The following is a 24,444-nucleotide window of genomic DNA, read 5'->3' as shown; positions in this document are numbered from 1 at the left end:
TCATAAACTTATCGTTAAATTTTTATCTTTTAAAGATTCATTATTGCGGTCATTCTAATTCCAATCGGGCTTTTTCAACTTCATTTTTGATTTCATTCAGAGTTTTAGCCTCAGATCCCTGTTGGTTATTCACAAGTTTCTGATAAATTCTCTCGATGGTCTGCTCATCGAGCTCTGATATTTTCCCGAAAGCCTCATCTGAAAGATTCCTTTTATCAAATTGATAAACTTTCTTTTCATATGAGTCAGTACTTTCGACCGCTTTGTAGATTGTACTTCTCCAATTGAATGGATCTTCAGATTCCGAAGATTCACTCATCCATAATTCTCTTGTATATTGATCTCTATGATCGATTAATTGATCGGCAAATTTTTCTCTAGCTAGACGAATTCTCTGCTCTCTTAACCTGAAAAAACCAAAGACCAAAAGAATTCCTAGCAGACTTACAAATAGTGCTTTTTGCCAGACTGAAAGCTCTCTTGTTTTATCCCGTATCCAGGACAGTTTGCTGATCCAGGTCTCGACCTGCACATTTGAAGCTAAACAGGCTGGTCCAAATAATAAAAGTAAAAAGTTGAACGGGATCAGCACCAGTCTTGGTTCCATCATTCCGAGAATGAAAAATACCCAGATGATCGTAAATCCCATTAAATTCTTTGAACGCAGCATTCTGAGCTGAAGCCAGATATATCCCAGAATTTCAAGAGTCCAGAAGATAATACCGTTATCAATCAAATCCTTAATATAAGAATTATCAACATAATTATAGGCACTCTCCCAGACATAAACTCCTTCCGGACCACCCGAGCCAAGCCACTTTACAGTCTGGCCAAACAAAGTCAGCGGATAAGTCTGTAAGGCAGACTGACCTAAGCGAAGTCTTCCAGAAAGCATATCATCAAGACGTTCCCACGCCAGCAGGTCCGGATTATATGCCAGACACAGAAAGATAAAGAACAGAAAAACAAACACGGTTAAGCCTGGTATAAGATAACGCCAGGATTTCCATCGACAAAGGGAGTCCTTGAATCTTGAAGGCAGCAAGGCGATAATCAAACTCATTATGGCTGCAAACTCTGCCAGAATAAAAGACGTTCTGGCAATAGTAAAGTGATACAGTACAAAATTCAAAACACTAATGCCTAAAAAACTCTTCCATCCATGCTGCTTTGGATAAAGATACAAGTACATCAATGACAGAATCAGAAAATGAACATGGAGTTCAAGTGGAAAAATATATCCGAAGGAATAGCGGATTCCTCTTAAAAACGTTGGATATCCCAGATTTTCAATGACTCCCACTAATGAAAGCAAAATGATTCCAACGGCCGTAATTGTCTGTGTAAAGAAAATCCATTTTAAAACCTTCTCTGTCTTTACATATTGCATTACGCCAAACATTAATAAAAGAGCAAAGGGAATCAATGAGCCGGAAGTCAGATAAATCATGATTGCGATAAAAGCAATCAGGCAAAAGAACAGATGATTGACCAGCCAGAGAGTAAATTTTGAAAAAAAATCAGAAAATTTACTGACCAACTCTCTTGAGCAGAATTCAACTCCCCATAAAATCAGCAACGCCGCATAAATAGCGTATCTGACCAGTTTTAGCAGAAGAGGCAGAACTGGGAGATAGTGAATCATTGTTGATACTTCAAGTGCACAGACAAAGTAAGCAGAAATGCAAAGACAAACAAGGGTGGAATAATGATTCTCTATGAAGGTACTTATTTTTTTTATCATCAAAAGCTCCCTTTATATTTTTTATGGAAGAACTTTGCCTGAAGAAACGCAATGATCTTTTTACGCCAATTAATCTTCTCAAGATAAATCATAGGCATCTCTTTATAGTTAATCTGATTGGTATCAATCCAGACATCCAGCAAAATTTCACCAATTCTTCCAAGAACTCTGGCCTGAAACGGATCATACGCTTCCATGTCCAGCTCAGATTCAAGCTTCCCGAGAATACCAAACAAAAACTTACAGTATTGGTCTGCTAAATCGCGGCGCATGATAAACATGTTAAACATATGAGAACTCCTTTTCTCCATATGTCTGTCAAATGCATTCAGATACTCTGGGTAATATTCTGCAATGATCTTTCTGGTTTTCTGAATATCCTGTGCATAATGAGTATGATCGTAATGCGAATAAATGGTCTCAATCAAGTACCGCTGTTTTTTTGGAAGAATACAATCCGTGGTATTCAGAATCTCTGCAGCTTCCTGATCAGAAAGAACCTTCTCCATACCCTTGCCTTTTTGCGAACCTCCAAAATAGCGTCGGTAATGAACGAGTCCAAGATAATCACTTGGTAAGTTTTTCCATGCCCAGTACAATCCTGTAAGTTCGCAATAGTTTGGATTTTTATGAGAAATATTTTCGCCCTCATCATCTCTTTGATAGCCAATTGATTCCCGCTGAAAAGCTCCGACCTGTACGGGCAGATAAATCGATTCAGCTGAGATAGGATATTTTTTATGAGCAGCAACAATTATTTTTATATTCATAAACAGGTCCTTTTCAGATTGATGTCATTCTTATTATAGAGGAGAATGGTTTCTCCTCAATGAATGGAGCATGATTTGATCCGCCAGGAAAATTTGTTCGTCTCCGGCAGACGTGCATTAAAAATATAAAATGTCATTTTTTAAAAGAAAAGATTTTCTATCTGACAAATACATGTTAACCGCATTCAAAATTGTATGATTCTTTTCGAGACATTAAACATCCTCTCTTCTCTTTCTCATCGATCGTTTTCCGAATCATCTGTTCATAAACGTGGAAAAAGGATCAGGAGTTCTGATCCTTTTATCCATGGACAGATAATTATAGAAAACATTCTGATAAACAGATTCCATTTTAGTTCTGCTTATTGAGCTGTTCGAGGTATCTTGACAACGCATCCTGCCATGTCGGCAATCGATCAAAACCGTGATCATCAAGATTAGTTTGGTTCATTCGTGAGTTCGATGGACGTTTAGCTTTGGCTGGATACTGATCACTGCTGACTGGCAAAACTTTTACATCCATATTGGCCTGCTTAAAGATTTCTTTGGCGAAATCATACCAGGAGCATTCTCCCTGATTCGTTGCATGATAAGTTCCATATTCATCAGTAAGAATCATATCGACGACCAGTCTGGCCAGATCATAAGTATAGGTTGGTGAACCAACCTGATCGGAGACAACAGTCAGCTGATCATGTTCCTTGCCCAGGCGCAGCATAGTTTTAATAAAGTTGTTCCCGTTGCGTCCAAACACCCAGGAAATACGGATAATGAAGTGCTTTGGATAGCTTTCTACATATTCTTCGCCTTCAGCTTTAGTAATCCCATAAACATTCAAAGGGTTTCTCGGAGCGTCTTCCATCCAGGGATCTTCTCCCTGGCCGTCGAAAACATAATCAGTTGAAAAGTACATCAATGGGATATCTTTTTTTCGGCAGGCTTCCACAATATATTTGGTTCCTGTGGCATTGACCTTGCGTACAGTTTCAAACAATTCAGGTTCTTCTGCCTTATCGACTGCGGTCCAGGCTGCGCAATGAACGACTGCATCATAATCTCCATTCAGAATGACGTCGTTAACCTGTTCTTCGTTTGTAATATCCAAATTTTGAATATCTACACCAACAGCTTCAATGCCCCGTTTTTCTGCTTCTTCTACGACGTCAAATCCAAGCTGTCCATTCACTCCAGTTACTAATATTTTCATTTGAACTCCTTTAGATTTATTTTATGAAAAGGCAGGAACTTCATCCCTGCCTGATTAAAATTCAATTATTCAGAAACTCTGCCTTTATCTACATACATTTTCTGGAAGTAATTCTGATAATCTCCAGACAGAATATTTTCCCACCAGTCTCTGTTATTCAGATACCAGTCAATGGTCTGAGCGATTCCAGTATCGAAATTATATTCTGGTTCCCAGCCCAGCTCATTTTCGAGTTTTGCAGGATCAATCGCATAACGCTGATCATGGCCTTTGCGGTCTTCGACATAGGTAATCAGAGATTCCGGTTTTCCTAAAGCTTTCAGAATAGTTTTTACAACTTCAAGGTTGGTTCTTTCATTATGGCCACCCACGTTGTAAACTTCACCTTCTTTGCCTTTGCGAATGATCAGATCGATCGCTTTGCAATGATCAAGAACATGGAGCCAGTCACGAACATTTGCACCATTTCCATACACTGGAAGGCTTTCATCTGCAAGAGCACGCGAAATCATTAAAGGAATCAGCTTTTCCGGGAATTGATATGGACCATAGTTGTTTGAACATCTCGAAATCGTTGTTGGCAGTCCATACGTACGATGATATGCCTGAACAAACAGATCAGCGGCAGCCTTACTTGAAGAGTAAGGGGAGCTTGTATGTAATGGCGTTTCTTCTGTAAAGAAGAGGTCTGGACGATCTAACGGTAGATCGCCATAAACTTCATCAGTAGATACCTGATGATATCGTTTTACGCCATAAGTTTTTGACGCATCAAGTAAAGTGGTCGTCCCTAAAACGTTAGTACGAACAAAGATTTCAGGATCTTCAATGGAACGGTCTACATGAGACTCAGCGGCAAAGTTAATCACAACATCTGGTCTTTCCTTTTCAAAAAGATCAAAAATAAATTCGCGGTCAGCGATATCTCCCTTGATAAATTTATAATTCGGTTTATCTTCAACAGATTTCAGCGTCTCCAGATTTCCGGCATATGTCAGATTATCCAGATTGATAATCATATCTTCCGGATATTCATTCACCATATACTGAACAAAGTTACCGCCGATAAATCCGGCACCGCCTGTTACGAGTATTTTCATAAAATTTCTCCTTTTGTTATTACAGACTGGCTTTAAATTCCTTATTTCCTGGAATGATTCCAGCCTTCAAAAATATCTTTTCCTTAATATGAGATACATCAATAGATTATCCAGAATAATTATTCTGTAATCATTTCTTCATATACAAACTTGTTATCTGAATGAGTCAGGTCTGGAGCAGCCATATCTTTTTCGGAAAGAACGGGTTCAATTCCCTCAAGCAATGTTCCCCAATCTACATTGACTTCAGGGGCGTCGTACTGCATTCCCCCTTCAGATTCCTTGTTATAGACATTATCGACCTTGTAGCGGAATTCAACATCCGGACTTAAAGTCAGAAAGCCATGAGCAAACCCTCTTGGAATAAAGAATTGTCTGTGGTTTTCTTCAGACAGCTCACAGGCGACCCATTTTCCGAACGTTGGCGATCCCTTACGAATATCTACCGCTACATCAATCACCCGGCCTTTTGTACAGCTGACAAGTTTTGCCTGAGCATATGGAGGATTTTGCCAATGCAGACCCCGGAGCGTTCCAGGCTGAGCTGAAAAAGACATATTGTCCTGCACAAAATCAGCATGAATTCCTGCGGCTTCATATTTGGGCTTATTATACGTTTCTGTAAAGTATCCCCGGTGATCTCCAAAAACATCTGTATCAATAATCAGAACACCAGGAATCTCGGTTTCATGTACTTTCATAATCTATTCCTACACTTCCTTATCTACATATTTGCGGTCAATCAGCTTTTTGAGATAAGCACCGTATTGATTCTTCTTGTATGTCTCGTAAATTTCCTTCATCTTATCCAGATCGATCCAGCCATTTCGAAACGCGATTTCTTCGAGACAAGCAATTTTTCTATGCTGGTGCTCTTCTACAGTTTTTACAAAGTTGGTTGCATCTACTAAAGATTCATGTGTTCCTGTATCAAGCCATGTAAAGCCATCGCCCAATAATGTGACCCCTAATTGACCTTTATCCAGATAAATCCTGTTCAGATCTGTGATTTCCAGTTCTCCTCTTGGAGAAGGCTGTAGATTTTTTGCGTATTCAACGACATTATTGTCATAGAAGTAAAGCCCTGTAACGGCATAATTCGATTTAGGATTTTCTGGTTTTTCTTCCAATGAAATAGCATGGCCGTTATCATCAAATTCAACCACTCCAAAGCGTTCCGGGTCTTCAACATAGTAGCCAAACACAGTTGCACCATCTTCTTTAGCGGCAGCTGCCCGAAGACGTTTTGCCAGTCCATGACCATGGAAAATATTATCGCCAAGGATCATTGCTACTGAATCATTTCCAATAAAATCTTCACCGATGATAAATGCCTGTGCAAGTCCATCAGGTGACGGCTGCACTTTATAAGACAGATTGACTCCAAACTGATGTCCATCCCCAAGCAGTTCTTCAAAACGCGGAGTATCTTCCGGAGTAGAAATAATAAGAATATCCTTGATTCCAGCTTCCATGAGGATGCTCATTGGATAGTAAATCATTGGTTTATCAAACACAGGCAGCAATTGTTTACTCGTTACCTTCGTCAATGGGTACAGACGGGTACCTGATCCGCCTGCAAGAATAATACCTTTCATGAAATGCCTCCTCGGACCTTTATCCTGTAATTCGTTAACTGAATACATAATAAACTATGACGTTACGTAATAGAAAAGGGAAATCACCAACTTTGATGATTTCCCATAATCTTTTGAAAAAAAAGTTTATTTTTTAGCGATGAACAGCCCAGCATCTTTGGTTATTACTATTTTCCCCATTTGTTTCATTTTACAATCCAGAAACTCCAGGAATTCGTCAATTCGTCCACGCAGACGTTCATTCTGATTTCCATGACACGAAATAATATAATCAGCCAGATCTCTTGAATCTGTTACTTCAAGATGATCTTCATAAGGAATATAGACAATCTCGTTAAACCATGTGGAAAGCAGTTCTTTGCCATTTTCCTTACCAAATCGATCGAATAAATTTTCATCTGACAGGTAAATCTGTGGATCAAACTCCTTAACAAGTTCAGTGACTTCCTTCATATGGTTTTTTCCATATGCTGAGGCATACAAAGTTCCATGATCGCACAGAACTCGATTGATCTCTTTCATACCCTGCGAAAAATCCTTCAGATAAAACAGCATATGGTTTGCGATCACTGCATCAAAATAACTGTTTTTAAATGGAATCGACTCGGCTGCAAACACCATAAAAGAATAATCATAGGTGTTGAGCTGTTTTCTGGCTTCATCAACCATTCCTTCAGAAATGTCTGAAAGGAAGATATCTCGATTGCGCATAGACCGGCTGCAATTTTTCCATAACAATCCATTTCCACATCCAATTTCCAGAATTCGATTCACGTGATCAAACCGGAGCTGAGAAAATAGCCATTCAAACCAGGGAACTTTTGCGGTTGAATACTTCTGATGCAAGTTTGTTCTGATTCTCAAATTATTAGCGGTTTTATACTGCTCGACCAGATTTTCATCTTTTTTGAGTACCTGTATGAGGTTCAGGATAACGTCTTCAGAATCTGAGTTTCCAGACTCTAATTTCAATGAAGCCAATCCAAGGGACTCATGAACATTTTTTAAATGATTGATTTTATCATTGACCAGATCTTTTTGAATACGTATTGAATTCAAAAGATCCTTTCTTGAATCGAGCAGGAGCATCGTAATTTCATCCAGTGAAAATCCCAGTTCCTTAAACATTAAAATCTTTTGAAGACGTTCTAAATCTTTTAGAGTATATTTTCGATACCCATTGTCTAGGATATAACTAGGTTTCAGTAATCCTTTTCGATCGTAAAATTGTAGAGTGCGTTTTGTTACCTGAGCAATTGATGCAAATTCCCCTGTGGAAAATAATTTTTCATTTTTGATATCATTTCTAATCTTCATCACTAATTAAATATTTATTTCTTCTTCAGAATAAGATTCGCTTACGAGGATTTCCGAATTCTTTATGTTGCTTTTTCCAGCCCCTTTTTCCAGCTCGTTTTGAAGATTTTCAACTTTCTTTTCCAGGCTTTCCAGATAAATTTTGTCATCTCTATTTTTCAGTGCGATCTGCTGGGTAAGATTGTCAATACGATTGGTTAAACGTGAGTTTTCGACCGACATCAGAAAGACTTTGACGAGCATGATAAAAAGAATAACCGCAAATAGAAGATTTGCTTCCGAATAAATTCCCAAAACATCGCTGAACGATCGCATAATACTCGGGTATATTCCCAAAACAATTAAAATAAATGCTAGAAAAATCCAGAATATTGAATCAGAAATCTTCATCCTGGAACGATTAATCATTCTGAACATCCAATAGGTAGCAAAAATAACTGTACCAATTAATAATAGTCTGAATAATATTGACATCAGTTTTTCCTCGCTCTGAAAGGCTGTACAAACAAGATACTTGTAAGCATTAGAGTCATGTATCGAATAGATTTCGAAAGTGTCAGATAACTTTCTCCAGCCAGCCTCTCATCCATCTCCACCTGCACTTCATCCACAGAAGATCCAGTCTTAAGTAAATATGAAATTGTATCCGGTTCAGGAGTCAAATTAACATTATTAGCAAATTTTCGGATAACATTACTTGAATACATTCTCATCCCACTCGTTGGATCCTTAACATGCCGCCCGGTTGTTAGTCGTATTGCTGTCTCAATCAGTCGACTTCCAAACATTCTCATTGAAAATGGTTTTTTATGTTTTACAAACCGTGAACCAATCGCAATATCGTTCCCTCTTCGAATCGATTCATAAAGTTCCTGAATATGCTCAGGTTTATGCTGACCATCTGCATCAAATTGGATCGCACAAAAGTAATTATTCTTTGCTGCATATTTCATACCAGTTTGAAATGCACCTGTCAGTCCTAAATTTATTGGTAAATCTACTACATTAAAATCACAACGATGTGCAATTTTCGAGGTATCATCCGTTGATCCATCATTCACAATGACGTAATCAAACTGAGGATAGTGCTCGATAAGATTTCTGACGACTCGCTCAATGCATTCTTCTTCATTAAAAGCGGGAATGATCAGAAGAATATCAGACTGTCTTTTATTCTTCATTTTTATTACCTTTCTTAGTAATCCTAATTGATCACTTACTATTCGTTCCTGATTAGTGGGTTATACAGTAAATTAAATCCATAATCTGTCCAAATTTCGATTTATATTGATGGTAAAAGGGGTTAGAAAACTGTCCGATCAATGGAATAATTTTTTTGTATTCTATCAGTTTCAGGTTTTCTTTAGTGAATTGCAGTTGTTGTTTTCTATTTTCAGTCATCAGCTCCGGATAATTGATTTCCAAAGTCTCAAGAACTTCTTTTGACTGTTTGATGACTATTGTTCGATTATACAGAGTATTCATATTTTTAATTCGATTGAAAAATTCAAATCGACTGCTTTGAGGCAAACCGATCGTATTATCAGCATGAATGCGATAATCAAATAAAGGTTCGTTCCAAAAGTAAAGTTCATTTTTGCTTGCCGCAATCAAAGATAACATCCAATCATGAGGTAAATAAGGATTATTGATTTTCAGATATTCTTCGGCAACCGATTGGTGAACAGCCATAGCACACCCCTGAAAATAATTATGAAAAGTAAGTTCATCCACCGAAATAGGTTCCAGCCTGAATTCTGAAATCACTCTGGGAATCAGATTCTGGTTAGACCATCCCTGTTTTAGCGGTATAGAGTATATTTCAGATTTTTGATTCATAAAACGAAATGAACTGGCGATTGCTGACATGTTATCAACCTTTTGAATTTGCTTTTCCATTTTCAGAATTCGATCTGAATCCCATCGATCATCCTGATCGCTTAGGAAAATCCAATCCATTTTGTTATAGGCTTCTGATAACAGCAGCCGAAAATTCTCTTTAAAACCAACATTTTGTCCCTGAATAAAGTGGATGCAAAGCTCTGAATGGTCTGTAATAAATTGCTGAACTAATGGCTTTGACTGATCAGTGGACCCATCATCACGGATCCATATAGCGTCAGGTTTTCGACTCTGATTGGCAATCGATTCCAACTGCTCCAACAAAAAGCGTTCACCATTATAGACAGCAACAATCACACCAATCTTCATGACTTTCTCCTCATATTCCAAATGACCTATAAGTTTCATCAAGTTTCTATACTTATCGATCTTTAATCTCCATAAATGTTACTTCAGAAATATTCTGTTTGATCTGACTATGTTTTAGTTTCAATCTTGAAATCACTTCTGTAATAGAGCCTTGATTATCTGAAATCTCCATTGAATCATCTGAGTAAGTTTTGAATGGGTTAAATCTGAAGCGTTCTTACCATGTCTACGGTAACTGATCAATGGCTCTTTCAACCATTTTTGTCTCCCATATTGCCGTGCTTTTAAACCAATCCACTGATCGTGCATCGGTATTGGCTGTGGAAATGGAAGAATTTTTTCCAGAAGCTCTGCTCGAAAAATCATACAGCATCCAATATAAGAATTTCGAACCAGATTATCTAAATATCCTGGTTTAGTCCGATGCAGTTCAAAGTAGGATTGTTCCAGCATTAATCCGTTTTCATCAATCAGATCACAGTCATGAACAAGCAGATTGATAGGCTCCTGTAAAAAAAATTTCTCAACAACAGGAATTTTATTCTTATGCCATAGGTCATCCTGGTCACATAAATAGATTAAAGTTTTCTGTAAGCATTCCGGATCATAATCTCTTCGTTTTTTTAAATACACCTGTGCTTTACTAAGCAGGAATTCAAAATTCTTCTGGATTCCCTGTCCTGGACCATTGAGTGCAAAAATTCTTGAATCCTGTTTTTTAAAGGTATCAACTATCTCTTTTGTTTGATCCTTTGAAGGATCGATACTGATGAATAACCTGTCGTCTTCATTCAACTGATTAAGAATCGATTTGATCTGAGCGTCTATATACTTTTCACCATTACAGGCTGCCATACAGACCAGATTATATAAATGATTTTCATGACTTGCTTTCTCACTCATAAGCATTCAGACCTCATGACTTTTATGTCGATTTTCTCGAATCAAAAATGGATTTGATATCTGCACCGATCGTCTGATACAGAAATGGATATTGTAAGGATTCAACCAAAAGCATAGAAGCTGCAGCCAGATTTTTCTGTTTTAGCATCTGCAGACGTTTTTCATAAAATTTTTCAACTTTCTTTGCCATATTCTGGTCATTCTTTCGCTTTGAGAAAGTTTGAACCAATGAAGCCAGAGCCTGTTTTTGAGTATAATCTTCAGCTGCTCTTTTTTTTCTGTTTTCCAGAGAACTGAGATGTTTTAATCCATAAGTATTGGAGCCATGCTGCCGGTAAAGTGTTGTTTTCTTATCCAGATAAAATAGTCCATCGTTTAAGGCAGCAATCGCAAACAGGGCCCAATCATGAGGTAAGTCACCCGTCCATTGTAAATAGTCGTTTTTTAATGAAGATCTGATGGCTGCAGTACATCCTGGAGTAAAGTTATAAATGGCGATATCTCTGTATGCCAGTGGCGTCAGCTTTCCTTTTTCGACTTTCTTACGAAGCAGATTATTATTGGACTTTCCTTTGTGAACAACTATTGGTATTGTCTGATCGAATTCATCGATTGCTTCAAAGGAAGTTCCTAATGCGAGAATCTCAGGATGGATCTCAAATTCATGCTTTATGGACTCCACTTTATCTATCTTCCAGATATCATCCTGATCGCAAAGAACAATTATATCTCCAGAAGCCAGACTTAAACCCTTTCTGAATGTCTCAATGAAGCCACGATTCTTTTTGGATTTATACAATTTCCAATGATCCAGAGAATATTTTTCAATATAGGAATTGACTCTGCAGACTGCATCATTTGTTGAGCAGTCATCGACCAGAATAACTTCATCACAGGCACTGCTTTGATTTCGAATTGAATCCAACTGTTTTTCTAGAAATTCATTTGGATTATAAACACTCATAACTGTTGAGACATTCATCGGATTCATCTCCTCTTTTCTTCAATAGACTTAGCTTTCAGGAATATGGAATGGTTGTAAAGAATTTTCAAAATTCGGATTGTAGAATGGATCTCCATTTCTAAAAAACAGAGGTAAGTTCTCTCTTAAACTCTTTTGAACATTCTGTGAATTTGAAAGCTTCCTGCTCCTTGTATTTTTTATCCAGTTTCGGTTTGTAGGTACCGTAAAAAGTGCAAAAGGATCTGCAATATTCCAATATCCTTTATTCAAAAGCCGAATACAGAATTCGGCTGCAAATTCATTATCCGAATAACTCTCTGAAAACCCGCCAAGATTCATGAATACATCTTTTCTAACCATTAAAGCTGAATCTGAAAATGCCGAAAAATTCGAAAGAGTCAGACAGCGTCCCTGATATCCAGCATGAAAGTATTCAAGATTTCTGAAGGCAGGAACCTGCAAAGCAGATTGTTCAGGACGGATTACTGTTCCAAATTCACTGATCAGACCTTTTCGGTTCAAAATCTTTCCTGTTACAGCTCCTGTCCTGTCCATACGGACTAAACTGGACATCTCTCCTAAAGTTTCACTGTCCCTGATTGAAAGCTCTCCACTCATAAAGAGAAGCAGATCTCCATGGGCATGCTGTGATGCTTTATTGAAAAATTCTGCTTTATTTTCTTCATCCAGATGTGAAATTTCGATTATTTTCCCTGCTTTTTGAAGCTGGATATAAGCTCCATCTTTTTCAATCAATGATCCGGGTGCAATCAGAACCTCAAAATTCTGATACTCAGATTGAAGCAGACTCTCTGCTAATTCATCGGCATAAAATCTCTCACTTGATCGATCAAATGGACGATCAACCAGGATAGAGATTTTCAGATTTGGATCCTGCGGATAATACACTCTGAATTTTCCATAGTAAGGTGCAGGAAGCATTTCAACTCTGGCCATAATATTCATCCGCAAAAGGTGATCTTCAAGGGCTTTTTTTCCATTTTCAAAGCAATACATCTTACTTGCAGCCTTCATAGCCGTGCTGTCTTCATGAATCCGCCAATGATAGAGAATTTCGGGAATATGGGCAATCGAGCCTGCAATTTCACTAGCTCGAAGAACATAGTCATAATCCTGTGATCCTTCGTATTCTGATCGAAAACCTTCAAGCTGACTGGCAATAGAACGGCTTACAACTAAAAAATGAGTAATGTAGTTTTCAGATCTTAAAAGATCAATAGAAAAATTTGGTTTATAATGCGGTTCGGTAAAAGTTTCTGTTTCGGAGACATATTTATCTTCATCCGTATAGAGAACATCATATCTGTGGGTTTGAAGAGCCTGTACTACCTTAAAAAGACAATCTTTTCGCAAAAGGTCATCATGGTCGAAGAATCCAATATAATCTCCAATTGCCATATTTAATGCTTCGTTCATGTTTCCAGCAATTCCCTGATTCTCAGTCAGCTTTTTATACTTGATTCTTGGATCTTTAATTCTTTTTAGCCATTCATCGATATTGTTATTATCCGAACCATCCGCAATGCAGAGTTCCCAATTGGAATAGCTTTGATTCAGCACACTCTTAATCATCTCATTGAAGAATGATTCTGGGGTATTATAAGCTGCAACAATCAGTGAAATCAGAGGTTCATATTCAAATTCAGTTTGTTTTTGTCTGGTTAATTCATCATCTGAAGGAAGCTGTCTGATGGCGTAATGGTGATAACTAGTTCCTCCAAAATGCTGACTGCTTTTTTCTACTGCCTTCGATATTGTCTTTCTTAACCCAAACTGACTCAGATATTCTTTTGAACGATTCAATTTACTGACGTTTTCACTGTTTCGGGTATCAGAAACAATATCCTCAAGCGGAATCTGCTCACTTTCTTCCTGGCTTTCAAGAACAAGAGCCAGATTTTTCATACGATCTAAATCCGTTTCAATGGAAAAACCACTTGCCAGATTTTCTTTTTGAGCATAAAAAATCTGCAGCTGCTCATCATTCATTCTCTGGATTTCGGGAATTCTTATCTCGGAATCAGATGATCCATCGGACTCATCATCCATATTGACCAGGCTCAGCGAAACTTTTTGTCCATCCCCCGCAAAAACAGAACCATGAATTTTTATTTTATTTTCACTTATGGGATCAGCAGCTGCACGGATCCGAAATGAATTCTTCTTCAGAGCATTTTTCAGCTGTTCTGAATCAATCACCGAATCTGGAATTCCGTTTGCATAAATTTGGATGGTTTCGGGCAGGGCAGTAAGTTTTAATTTAACCACCCTGCCAGACGGATGATTGATATCTCGTTCGGGAACCATCACCATATAAATTTCTGGTTCATTGATCAGCTCGCTGACTTGATCAACTGATATCAGGATCTGTCCCTGGTCGAGAATTCCATTGATAATCAGACTATAGCCATCCGTAACCTTCTGCGCATAAATATCAGATATTTTAAAGTGATTCATTAAAACCTCCCTGTGATCATTCAACAGTACGATCAACACACTTCAGACTAATAAAAAAGAAACCAGTCATGCAAATAGAATGAGCTGGTTTCGAGTGTTCTGTCTGATTCAGAAACATTAAATAAAAGTCAGTTCTGCAAAAAGAAAAATTACTGCTGAAACTCAACCGGACTGATCCAAAATCAGACTTAAAAGCAAAAAAGATAAGATCCAATACAAGCTCATATCAGAGAACTTCAGCAAAATTTCTCTCGAGTTTTCTAAAGATCATCATTCCAATGATCAATAACAGCAGGCTGCCAGCCAAAACAATGAGAATGGCATTCATATCTGGCCAGACATGGTAAAGAAAGCAATCCCTGTAAGCATTAAGAAGAACTGTTAATGGGTTGTATTCAATGATCTTGAGCAGCCATCCTGCATTTTGAAACTGAGTAATTGTATAGATCACTGGTGTTCCATAGAAACCCATCTGCAGGATAAACTGAACAATAAACTCCAGATCCTGAATATAAGGTTCGATCGATCCAAGAATCAGAATTAATCCCAAAGACAAAACTGCCTGAATCAAGGCGATAAATGGGACCAGAAGAACATGAATGCTTATACCTACTCCTCCAAAGAGACAGAAGATCAATATGATCAGACAGGATATATAAAAATTAACCAGCCCGGATAATACCTGTGAAATCATCAGAATTTCTCTTGGAAAGTAAACTTTCTTGATGATCCCTGCGTTATCTTTGATGCATCGGGTTCCCCCGGTCACAGTACTTAAAAAGAATGTCCAGGGAATAAGACCGGTAATCAGATAGATCAGGTAGTTGGGGATCACATTTCCGAGAAGATACGGAAAAACCAGATAATAAACAAATACCTGCAGAAGTGGATTGAGAAAAGACCAGATGACCCCTAATACACTTCCTTTGTACTTTCCTCGAATATCCTTTTTAACATTTGTGAGCAGGAGCTCTCTATACTGATAGATTTGTCTGAATAAGCTCATTCTTCCACCCTCAAACGGACTTTCTTTCGATCAATTATTCGACCATCTGCTTTCAACACCGCGGTTAATCTGGCATCGCCAGAAATATCTTCCGGAACCATGATCTGTATATTAAATCCGAGAATATCGTCCTTAATCAGGCCAGCATATTCCTCTTCATAGACTTCGTAAACATCTGGTCTGGCAATCTGCTTTTCGACTGGATTCATTGACTGGTCAAATCCAATCTCAATTGTTTCCTTTTTTGATGTTGACACAGCCCATCCTGATACATTCAGGATTTGCTTGGCCTTAATGGATTCAAAATTGTGCGGAGTATCAATATGAATTACTCCTGCATGCTTATGAGATTCTTCTCCATCGTTTTTACTGAAGTTTTCTTCGTTGTCCAGCGCGCTTTGTTTTAAATATTGTCGAATGACATAAGCTGGATCTCCATCTAACTGTATGCGACCATGATAGACCCAGATCGCTCGGGAACAAAGATTTTGAACAGTATCCAAAGAATGAGAAACAATAACAATTGTTTTATCTGAATCACGAAGCTCTTCCAGTTTTTCAAAGCACTTATTCTGAAAGTGCTGATCCCCGACAGCCAAAATTTCATCAACCAGCAATATATCCGCATCAACATTAATTGCAATTGAAAAAGCCAATCGCATATACATTCCTGATGAATACGTTCGAACAGGTTCATCAATATTTGGTCCCAGTTCAGAAAATTCAATAATACGGTCAATTCTTTTGTCAATTTCTTTTCTGGTCAACCCAAAGACTGAGGCATTAAAGTAAATGTTTTCTCTACCGGTAAAATCCATGTGAAATCCGGCCCCCAACTCAAGCAAACTGGTTAATTTTCCCTGCGTTGAGACTGTGCCTTTATTCGGATACAGGATTTTGGTCATCAACTTTAACAGGGTTGATTTTCCACTTCCGTTTGTGCCAATTAAGGCAACGGTTTCCCCTTTATGGATATCCAGATTAATATCTTCCAGCACAGTTTTTATCTCTGGTTTTGAACCCGCTCGAACAAGACGGTCCTTGATGGTTTTCGCCTGATCCTTGTAAATTTTGAAGGATTTCGTCATATTTCTTACTTCGATTGCATTTTCTTTTTCCATCAATTCCATCCTTTCTCAAAGTCCAAATAATATCATAAAGTCTATCGTTTAAAACAGCCTTGACAGGTTTGTAAACAAAATTTCAGCATTATGAAGATAGTAGAGCTGCAGTCCTTTATAACAGAAGAATAAAGCTGTGATTAACGATAAGCTCAATCTGAAATCTGGCTTAATTCTAAAAACTGTATTCAACAACCATCCCTGGGCTCGATCAAAAATCGTTTCAAGCTTAGAAAAACCATAGGCCACGCAAAGCATAACAGCGCATAAGCTTGACATCATATATCTTCCCTGGGGTTGATAATCATTTACATATGAGTTATATGCGCTTAAAAAGACCGGAAGAACAATCGAGATTACCAAAGCGATCATAAACAGTCTGTTTTTATTCATTTTAATAAAAGATTTCAGGCTGAATACAAAACCTGTTATAAATCCCGAACCCAGAATTAAAAAATAGAAAACATAGTATTTCCAATGCATAACCACTGACATGGATTGAAATACTCCAATGTAAGACATCAAAGAGTGTCTCCACCACAGCATAGCTTCATCGCCCTGTCCAACAGGTTTAAATATCATATCGATAAAACTCATGGTATCCGCTGGGTGGAGCAGATTCAGATTCTGTCCATACATCTCCTGATAAAATTCAGTGGCTTTAAACCCCAGAAAATCAAAGGCCATAAAGTTTGCATTTTTGATAAACCACCATCCGCCGATCGTAAAGGCAATCAGAAATACAATAACGAAGCGGCTCCAAAAATAAATCTTATCTGTTTTTTCTTTCCAGCAGGAAATACAGAAAACAATAAGGCTGGCTAACAGGTAAGCATATCCAAAATAATAAGTGATCGACATCAATCCGCATAAAATTCCCAGATGAACACATTGAGTACCTGTCCAACCGTTACGTAAAGCCCGAATCCAGCAATAGACAAAACCGTATCCAAGAAAAATACTGAAGATGTCATTGTTAAAGTAACTGGCTAAATACAGGAATTGCGGAAGAAACAGCGACAGGCTGACAAACAGCAATTGCACACCATACCTGTGAAATACATTCTGAGCAATAAGCATACTGTAAATGCCTGTTCCTATAACAGATATTGTTGATACCTGTCTGAATGCAGCCAATAAAATATATGGATTATCAGTAAACAAGCTCGCAGCCTTCATAAATAACGAGCCAAGAATCGTTGGAAAATATGGAGAAAAAGAGTAATTAAAGCCCCACACCGTTATAAGTTCTGGCTCATCCCCCCAAGGAAGATAACCATTCATGACGATAAAGTCTGCAATCTGTTTACGCATGACTTCATCTGGTGCATATCTTGTATCTAAACCGAGTGTACATACGATCGTAAATCCCGCAGCCAAAATGATTAAAAGACTTGCGCTTATGGGAAATAATTTCTTGTTATTCATGCCGGCCCCGCTTCATTTCTTTCTTTCTATTCCTGCGATGAATCGCTAAAAAAATAAACCCGAATAAAATCAATGCCGAAACAAACAATCCCAGACACAGCAGGAATACAGAGCCTATCATTCCAGACTTTTGAAGGATCATCGGAGTAAACAGGAATACAATAAGCACCGATGGAAAATTGCCAATCAACACTTCATCATTTTTCGAAAAAGATGTCAGCACTGAGCTAAAGAAAGTCACGCAGCTCAGAATAATTGAAGCAATAATTGTTGGTGCAAGCAGATTCATATAAGGTAGAATTTCTTTTCCAAACAAAAGTGAAAACACAAAATCACCAAGCAGAGCACCGGCTCCAACACCTGCAAGACACAATAGGCCAAAACCAGCAACCGCAATCAGTATCAATCGGATCAGCTTCTTTGTTTTCGCTTCAGCATAAAGAATCGATATCGTTGGAATCAACATAACGAACACTGAAGTCATCAATACATTTAATATGGAAAGCACCATTGTAACTGAGGAAAAATAGCCAAGCTGTTCAGTACCAAACATTTTCTCGATATCGGTACGCATGATCAAATTGAGCGCCGGAACAAGAAGTGAATAAAGCATTAACGGAAAACAATCTCTTAATAATACCAGAGCCTGATTTCTGGTCAGCTTCGGTCCAGTTAATCCCTTTTCATGCTGGATATCATAAAAGATTAATACAACAAAAATCCCCAGCGTATTAATCAGTAAAGTAGCCATCAGTGAGTGAAACAGGATCATTCCAAGAGTGAATGTTGTTACTGAGACAATTCCTTTAATCATATAGGAGATTGCAATCTTTTTGACTTCATCTCTTTTCTGAAAAATCCCAAATAACACATCCATATAACTTTCGCCAAATTTATAAAACAGATAAATCAGACAGCATACGCTTGTGTAAACAGAGTATCCAAAAAAAGGAAGACTGATCACAAACAGCCCTAAAGCGATCAGAGTGCACAGATGTCTGAAATGAATATAATCTGAATCTGAAAAACGATTTTCAATATCAGCAACCTGATAATTACGAACTCCATAAATCGAAACACAGTAGAAAATGTTTGTAATGGATAGAACAATCGAAAATATTCCGGCATCCATAAAATTACCCAGGCGTACGACCAGAATCGTAAGCAGATACTGACAGAAAAAATAAAAGAATGTTCCGAAAGTATTCCATAAATAGTCTTTACCTGCTGCTTCCATCTGTTTTGGATTTACAGATTCAACTTTGATTTGATTATCTGTTTTCATAAAACTCTCTGATCACCGAGACCGTCTTTTTTGCATCTTCAGATGTCATTCCATAATACATTGGAAGACGCACAAGTCTTTCACTTTCAACAGTAGTAAATTGATCTTCTCCAGACATTCGGCCATATTTAAGTCCGGCTGGAGCTGAATGAAGTGGAATATAATGAAAAACGAGCTGAACTCCTTGCTCCCTGGCGAACTGGATCAGCTGCGACCGTTCTTCGAGATCTTTGGTTTTTATATAAAACAGATGGGCATTATGTTGTGCACCTTCAGGAAGGTAAGGCAATTCAATCTGACGTTTTGCCTGAAGATCTTCAAGCTGCGAATAATAGAAATTCCAGGTGTTCTTTCGATCTTCATTAATTTGATCAGCCTGTTCAAGCTGAGCAAACAGATAAGCCGTATTCAGCTCACTTGGTAAAAAAGAATCGCCTCGATCCACCCAGGTATATTTATCGACTTGGCCTCGATTGAATTTTGATCTGTCAGTTCCCTTTTCTCGTAAAATTTCAGCCCGTTCATTGTACTGAGGATTGTTAATCAGAAGAGCTCCACCTTCACCCATAGAGTAGTTTTTGGTTTCATGGAATGAATAGCAGCCGAAATCTCCAAAAGTACCTAAGGCTTTTCCCTTAAAACTTGCCATGACTCCCTGCGCAGCATCTTCAATCAGGATCAGATTATGTTCTTTTACAATATCCATAATTTTATCCATGTCACAGGAAATTCCGCCATAATGCATAATGATCACAACTTTTGTTTTATCAGTAATCGCCTCACGAATCCTTTCAGGATCAATATTCATCGTTTTCGGATCCAGATCTACAAAAACAAGAGAGGCTTGCGATAACAACGGAGCAGTCGCAGTAGAAGAGAAGGTAAAACTAGGCAGAATCACTTCATCCCCTTCTTTGAGATCGCACAACATTACTGCAAGATCCAATGCGGATGTTCCACTGGTCGTCATCAATACTTTCTGAACTTTAAAACGTTCTTCCATCCATTGCGAGCATTTTTTTGTAAATTCGCCATCTCCACAGATCTTCCTGTTTCCGATGGCTTTTTGAATATATTGAAGTTCATTCCCCGTAACGGGAGGAATGTTAAAATTAATCATGCTTTCTATCCTTTCCTGACAGGCTCTGTCATCCATTGATTCTGATTAGTATTAACAGTCTCAAGCTTAAGAACTTCTTCAAAAGCATGGATCGAAAACGAATGTAAAAAGAGCTTCCGGGCAGCTCTTCTCATCCTTTGATTATCCATTTCTGACTGTTCGATGATTTTCCTGGCTACTATCTCTATATGGTCTGCATCCAGGTTATAGCCTGCATTATACATTTCAATAAAATCCCAGGTATCCCCAGACAGATTATTGATTACTGGAAGCCCTGACTGAAAATAATCAATGGACTTCATCGATAAAGCCACAATAATATGCGATTTCATTAAATTCAGCCCAAACCGGCATCGATTAAATATTTCCTGCTTTCTTGTTGAATCATAGACTTCGCCATGGTCGATCAAATCCAGATTGTTAATCAATCGTAATCGGCTGCAGAGTTCTTCCTTTTTTTCTCCAGCCCCAATCAAATGGAAAACTACTTTTTTATCCCGTGCAATACACGTCATTAAAGAAACCATGAGATCAAGATCCAATATATGGTTTATGCTGCCTAAATAGGCAATATCGATGCTGCTCGAATCCCAGTTCTGTTCAAGTTTAGGCTCTTGATCGATCCCAGCCCAATATAAAGTCTGCGCTTTATCAGCAACCGAATCAGGTAAAAATTGTTTGTAAAACTCACATTCGGTATATACCTGGTCAGCCTTTTCAAGAGCACTCTGTCTCAATTTTTTCCACAGACCAAACCCAGGAATATAACGCCCCATACTGATGGGAAAAGATTCAGGCCAAAGATCGAGCACATCGAAAATCAGCTGTGTTTCTGGATTTTTCTTCTTGTAAGCAGCCATTTCAGGACCAAGAGAATTAGCAGGCATCAGACAATGGATACGATCTGGAGAATAATTCTCAAGAAAGAGTCTGCACCTTCTTGCAAATAACCAATGCCCGACCATTCGTCGAACAGATAGATTTTTCTTATAGGATGGATGATGAATCAATTTGATTTGAGAATCATCTATTTCGATGTAGGCCTTGTTTCGATGTGAAAAGTCAGGAGTCAGGATAATCACTTCGTCATGGCAAACATTAGTATAGAAATCTTTCAACTGCTTTCCTCGAACCAGATAAGGATCGCTGATACAGATAATTGCTGTTTTCATTGGGATTACTCCTTATCTGAGGACTCACTCAGAACGATCTGGATGATCTGATCCTGATCATTAAGCCCATCAATAATAAATGTTCTCTTCCGTTCTACCGGATATAATTGATATTTTCTGGATAACTCCATATCATCAATTGCCTCTACTACAACTGACTGACCATTTTTCAGTGATGAATCTGGGAAGGCTTCGTACTCAATCTGTGAAAGATAAATATTTCGGATTGGATCGGCCTGATTTTGCTGATTCGAAATTGAGACAATTTCTCCGTATCCATCCGTTCCCTGGATTTCGATCACAAGGTCAGCAGTTAAATTGATCTGGCTGGTCTTTCTGTATAAAATAGCTCCAACAAAAAAAAGAATGAGCATAAATAGCAAAAGCCAGCAAAAATAGATCAGTTTTTTTCTAAGCTTTTCTGCAACCATATAGCTACCATTATAAACATTCGACTGATCATTTCGAAAGAAAGCCAATAACTCTGAACTTCAACCATTCAATATGTGTGGTCTTATATCATAACTTCTAAAAAAAACACGAATTAAAAAACGCTTCCATAAACCAGGAAGCGTTTTTTATACTCAATAAAATCACAGAAGCTTAATAACGAACTTATGGCAGAGGTTCTACGAATACCTCTGGATCATAATGCTGACCTTCATCGAATATAGTCTCATTATTTTCCGGTTCGCTCAACGGTTCCTCATTCACTGAAGCGCCCTGATCGTAAAGATCTGTCTGTTGGTCAGAATATTGTTCAGACCATGCATTATCGTAAACATCTACAGGCTGCTGATAGGTGTTTGGATCGTAATATTCGCTAGAATATTCATTGACCTGTTCAGCTGTTCCATCCTCACTGGTATGGAAAGTATTCGAACTGGTACTGTAAATATCGGGAATTACCGGGTTATTTCCATTCAGAACATCCATAATCAAATCATGAACAGTCTGAAGCTGGCCTTCATCAGCCAGAGTGACTGAAGCAAATCCCTGAACTGACGGCGAATACTCCATCGATGATGAATTGACCAGTGCGACCGATTGAATATTCCAATTTGGAAAGCGGCTCAATTCTAAAGTCAGCAGTCTTTTCACATCTTTGGTACTCATGTTGGTCTCAAAAGCGGTTGATAAAGCTTCCATTACTTTCGGATAGTTGGAAATCATCGAAGGAGATATCATAGCTCGAATCAGAGCTTTCATAACGGTTTGCTGGTTTTTAACCCGTTGATTGTCTCCATCTGAATAAGCGTGTCTCTCTCGTGAAAAAGCAAGAGCTCTCTCTCCATCCAGATGATTCCATCCTGCCTTAACCCCTTCCGTTCCGTTTGCATAGAAGGTTTCAACTTCAAGTCCAGGTTCAACTTCTACCTCAATTCCTCCAATGGCATCAACGATGTTGATCAATGAAGAGAAGTTCAGCCTGACTGTATAGTTGATTGGAACATCAAGCAAATCTTCTACAGTGGATTCTGTTGTTCCTACCCCATAAAGACCAGAATGAGTCAATTTATCAAACTGTCCCTGTAATCCTTCACAGGCAGTTTGGTTCTTTTTGCATGTGATTTCCGTATAAGTATCACGAGGCAAAGAAACCATCAGTATTTCTGCCGTTTTTGGATTAATCGCAACCAGCATATTGACATCCGACCTGGATACACTATTTAAAGTTCCGTAGCTGTCATTTCCTGAAATTAAAACGACAAACGGATCTGTCATGACATTATTCACAGGGTCAGCAGGATTAAGCATGGATGCGTCTCGATCTGTGTAATAAATGTACTGATCGACTACATTTGTAAAAGTCGTCAGCGCATTGTAGCGATTGACATCATTTGCCGCTTCATTTAATGCATCATGCAGTTGTTCAGGAAGAGCAATAGCACTTATCTCTCCATTATATAGATCATCAACGAGCTGATAGACTGAATCATATTCTACTGTTTGTGGATGAATCCCTTTTTTATCCAGACTATCCAGCAAGCCCTGAGTTCCTTCAGGTTCTTCCTGCCTCATGACTCCAAGAGAAGTCTGATCCAGATCTTTCTCAGAATCCATATTATTAATCATGGCATAAACTGTGACTGTATTTGCCATTTTGTCTGTAAGATCCGTCACGCGATCAAGCATGATAGATGTATCTTTAACATATTTTCCTGCCAGCGAACAACTTAAAGCCAGGATAATTACGATCAGTCCTGTTAAGTATCTTGAAATTGGTCTGCGGCTTTTGAATAACCAGAATCGGATAATCAAAAAGCTGACGAGAATCAGTCCCAGACATACAAGAATCATCATATATACCGGAAGAATATCCAGCCTGATTAATTCAAATATTAAATATCCAACAGCTGCCAGTGCAAGCAGAGAAACAATCCAGCATATTGGGCCTGCTCTTCGCCTGAATTTGCGGCGCCTGTCGACTTTCTTTTTTGCCATTCTAATTCCCCTCTAATTTTCAGCATCAGACAGCCAAAAAAAACTGTCTCAATTATAAACATCCTGAGCCATCATTTCAAGGTTTCCTAAGATCCGAAGCATGACTGTAAGTTCTTTATATTTGACGGGTTGCCCGAAATGAAATTACCTATATACCATTAAAGGCGAAGAATCTTTTGAATTCTGCAGTTTTCCTCTCAGGAAAGCTGCAGGACGCAAAGAACTTCGCCTTTTTTACATTGAAGTATTATTGATTCAGACTGACAGAGCACAGAGTTCTCTGATTTCATCATTCCAGGGAAGAACGCTGTCAATGACATCAGCCGGTATAACTGAACCGCGCCATTTCTGGAATCTGTTCATCACCAGTTCGAGATACTTGAGGACATTCAGTCCGCAGCGTCTGGCTGTCTTGACTATCGAAGACAGAAGCGTCAGCGCTCTGGCTCCGTCTTCACTGTATGCGAACAGCCAGTTATGCCGTCCTCTCGCTATGGAGACAAATGCTTCTTCTGAACTGTTGTTATGGGCCGGAACCAGCGGATCATCAAGGAATACTCTCAGACCGGCTTCAT

The 24,444-nt window shown here is 38.4% G+C and carries 22 protein-coding genes; all 22 read right to left on the bottom strand.

Annotated features, from left to right (window positions below):
• Positions 1-49 precede the first annotated feature (49 nt).
• Complete coding sequence (locus BO222_RS10540) at positions 50-1,744, bottom strand: hypothetical protein (protein WP_075820762.1); 1,695 nt, start codon at positions 1,742-1,744, stop codon at positions 50-52.
• The gene (locus tag BO222_RS10535; protein ID WP_075820761.1) at positions 1,744-2,514 is read right to left on the bottom strand and encodes a DUF4422 domain-containing protein; all 771 of its coding nucleotides are present in this window, start codon (positions 2,512-2,514) and stop codon (positions 1,744-1,746) included. The genes BO222_RS10540 and BO222_RS10535 overlap by 1 nt, the downstream gene beginning before the upstream one ends.
• Before the next feature lie 352 nt (positions 2,515-2,866).
• Positions 2,867-3,721, bottom strand: a complete 855-nt coding sequence (gene rfbD, locus BO222_RS10530; RefSeq protein ID WP_075820760.1) for a dTDP-4-dehydrorhamnose reductase — start codon at positions 3,719-3,721, stop codon at positions 2,867-2,869.
• Positions 3,722-3,786: 65 nt separating this feature from the next.
• A complete protein-coding gene (gene rfbB, locus BO222_RS10525; protein ID WP_075820759.1) occupies positions 3,787-4,821 on the bottom strand; it encodes a dTDP-glucose 4,6-dehydratase in 1,035 nt (344 codons plus the stop codon).
• Between the two features lie 119 nt (positions 4,822-4,940).
• A complete protein-coding gene (rfbC, locus tag BO222_RS10520; protein ID WP_075820758.1) occupies positions 4,941-5,522 on the bottom strand; it encodes a dTDP-4-dehydrorhamnose 3,5-epimerase in 582 nt (193 codons plus the stop codon).
• Between the two features lie 9 nt (positions 5,523-5,531).
• Positions 5,532-6,419, bottom strand: coding sequence for a glucose-1-phosphate thymidylyltransferase RfbA (gene rfbA, locus BO222_RS10515; protein ID WP_075820757.1), 888 nt, complete (start codon positions 6,417-6,419; stop codon positions 5,532-5,534).
• A gap of 126 nt (positions 6,420-6,545) precedes the next feature.
• Positions 6,546-7,736 carry a methyltransferase domain-containing protein gene (locus tag BO222_RS10510; protein ID WP_075820756.1) on the bottom strand — a complete coding sequence of 397 codons (1,191 nt, stop codon included), beginning with the start codon at positions 7,734-7,736 and terminating at the stop codon, positions 6,546-6,548.
• 6 nt (positions 7,737-7,742) lie between these two features.
• Positions 7,743-8,210, bottom strand: coding sequence for a DUF2304 family protein (locus BO222_RS10505; protein ID WP_075820755.1), 468 nt, complete (start codon positions 8,208-8,210; stop codon positions 7,743-7,745).
• Positions 8,210-8,917 (bottom strand): glycosyltransferase family 2 protein, encoded by a 708-nt coding sequence (locus tag BO222_RS10500; protein WP_075820754.1) that lies wholly within the window; start codon positions 8,915-8,917, stop codon positions 8,210-8,212. The genes BO222_RS10505 and BO222_RS10500 overlap by 1 nt, the downstream gene beginning before the upstream one ends.
• Positions 8,918-8,969: 52 nt before the next feature.
• Entirely contained in the window at positions 8,970-9,947 is a 978-nt protein-coding gene (locus BO222_RS10495) for a glycosyltransferase (RefSeq protein WP_075820753.1), read from the bottom strand.
• A gap of 132 nt (positions 9,948-10,079) precedes the next feature.
• Entirely contained in the window at positions 10,080-10,850 is a 771-nt protein-coding gene (locus BO222_RS10490) for a glycosyltransferase (protein ID WP_075820752.1), read from the bottom strand.
• Between the two features lie 22 nt (positions 10,851-10,872).
• A complete protein-coding gene (locus tag BO222_RS10485) occupies positions 10,873-11,832 on the bottom strand; it encodes a glycosyltransferase (RefSeq protein WP_075820751.1) in 960 nt (319 codons plus the stop codon).
• Positions 11,833-11,862: 30 nt separating this feature from the next.
• Positions 11,863-14,292, bottom strand: a complete 2,430-nt coding sequence (locus BO222_RS10480; protein ID WP_075820750.1) for a glycosyltransferase — start codon at positions 14,290-14,292, stop codon at positions 11,863-11,865.
• Between the two features lie 226 nt (positions 14,293-14,518).
• Positions 14,519-15,298 (bottom strand): ABC transporter permease, encoded by a 780-nt coding sequence (locus BO222_RS10475; RefSeq protein WP_075820749.1) that lies wholly within the window; start codon positions 15,296-15,298, stop codon positions 14,519-14,521.
• Entirely contained in the window at positions 15,295-16,419 is a 1,125-nt protein-coding gene (locus BO222_RS10470; RefSeq protein ID WP_075820748.1) for an ABC transporter ATP-binding protein, read from the bottom strand. Before BO222_RS10470 ends, BO222_RS10475 begins: the two co-directional genes overlap by 4 nt.
• A 48-nt stretch (positions 16,420-16,467) precedes the next feature.
• On the bottom strand, positions 16,468-17,847 hold the full coding sequence (locus BO222_RS10465; protein ID WP_075820747.1) for a hypothetical protein: 1,380 nt from the start codon (positions 17,845-17,847) through the stop codon (positions 16,468-16,470).
• A complete protein-coding gene (locus tag BO222_RS10460) occupies positions 17,840-19,132 on the bottom strand; it encodes a lipopolysaccharide biosynthesis protein (protein ID WP_075820746.1) in 1,293 nt (430 codons plus the stop codon). The genes BO222_RS10465 and BO222_RS10460 overlap by 8 nt, the downstream gene beginning before the upstream one ends.
• The gene (gene rffA, locus BO222_RS10455; protein WP_075820745.1) at positions 19,119-20,252 is read right to left on the bottom strand and encodes a dTDP-4-amino-4,6-dideoxygalactose transaminase; all 1,134 of its coding nucleotides are present in this window, start codon (positions 20,250-20,252) and stop codon (positions 19,119-19,121) included. The genes BO222_RS10460 and rffA overlap by 14 nt, the downstream gene beginning before the upstream one ends.
• Before the next feature lie 5 nt (positions 20,253-20,257).
• Entirely contained in the window at positions 20,258-21,424 is a 1,167-nt protein-coding gene (locus tag BO222_RS10450; RefSeq protein WP_075820744.1) for a glycosyltransferase family protein, read from the bottom strand.
• 5 nt (positions 21,425-21,429) lie between these two features.
• A complete protein-coding gene (locus tag BO222_RS10445; RefSeq protein WP_075820743.1) occupies positions 21,430-21,855 on the bottom strand; it encodes a hypothetical protein in 426 nt (141 codons plus the stop codon).
• Positions 21,856-22,039: 184 nt separating this feature from the next.
• Positions 22,040-23,869 (bottom strand): LCP family protein, encoded by a 1,830-nt coding sequence (locus tag BO222_RS10440; RefSeq protein WP_075820742.1) that lies wholly within the window; start codon positions 23,867-23,869, stop codon positions 22,040-22,042.
• Positions 23,870-24,124: 255 nt separating this feature from the next.
• Positions 24,125-24,444 (bottom strand): IS66 family transposase (locus BO222_RS10435; RefSeq protein WP_143357008.1); only part of this gene is annotated, 320 nt, incomplete at its 5' end.

Origin of the sequence: Ileibacterium valens (assembly GCF_001945525.1) — a bacterium.
In the GTDB taxonomy this organism is placed as follows: domain Bacteria; phylum Bacillota_I; class Bacilli_A; order Erysipelotrichales; family Erysipelotrichaceae; genus Ileibacterium; species Ileibacterium valens.
The sequence above is the reverse complement of the archived record's forward strand: the minus strand, read 5'-3'. Positions and strand labels throughout refer to the sequence as shown.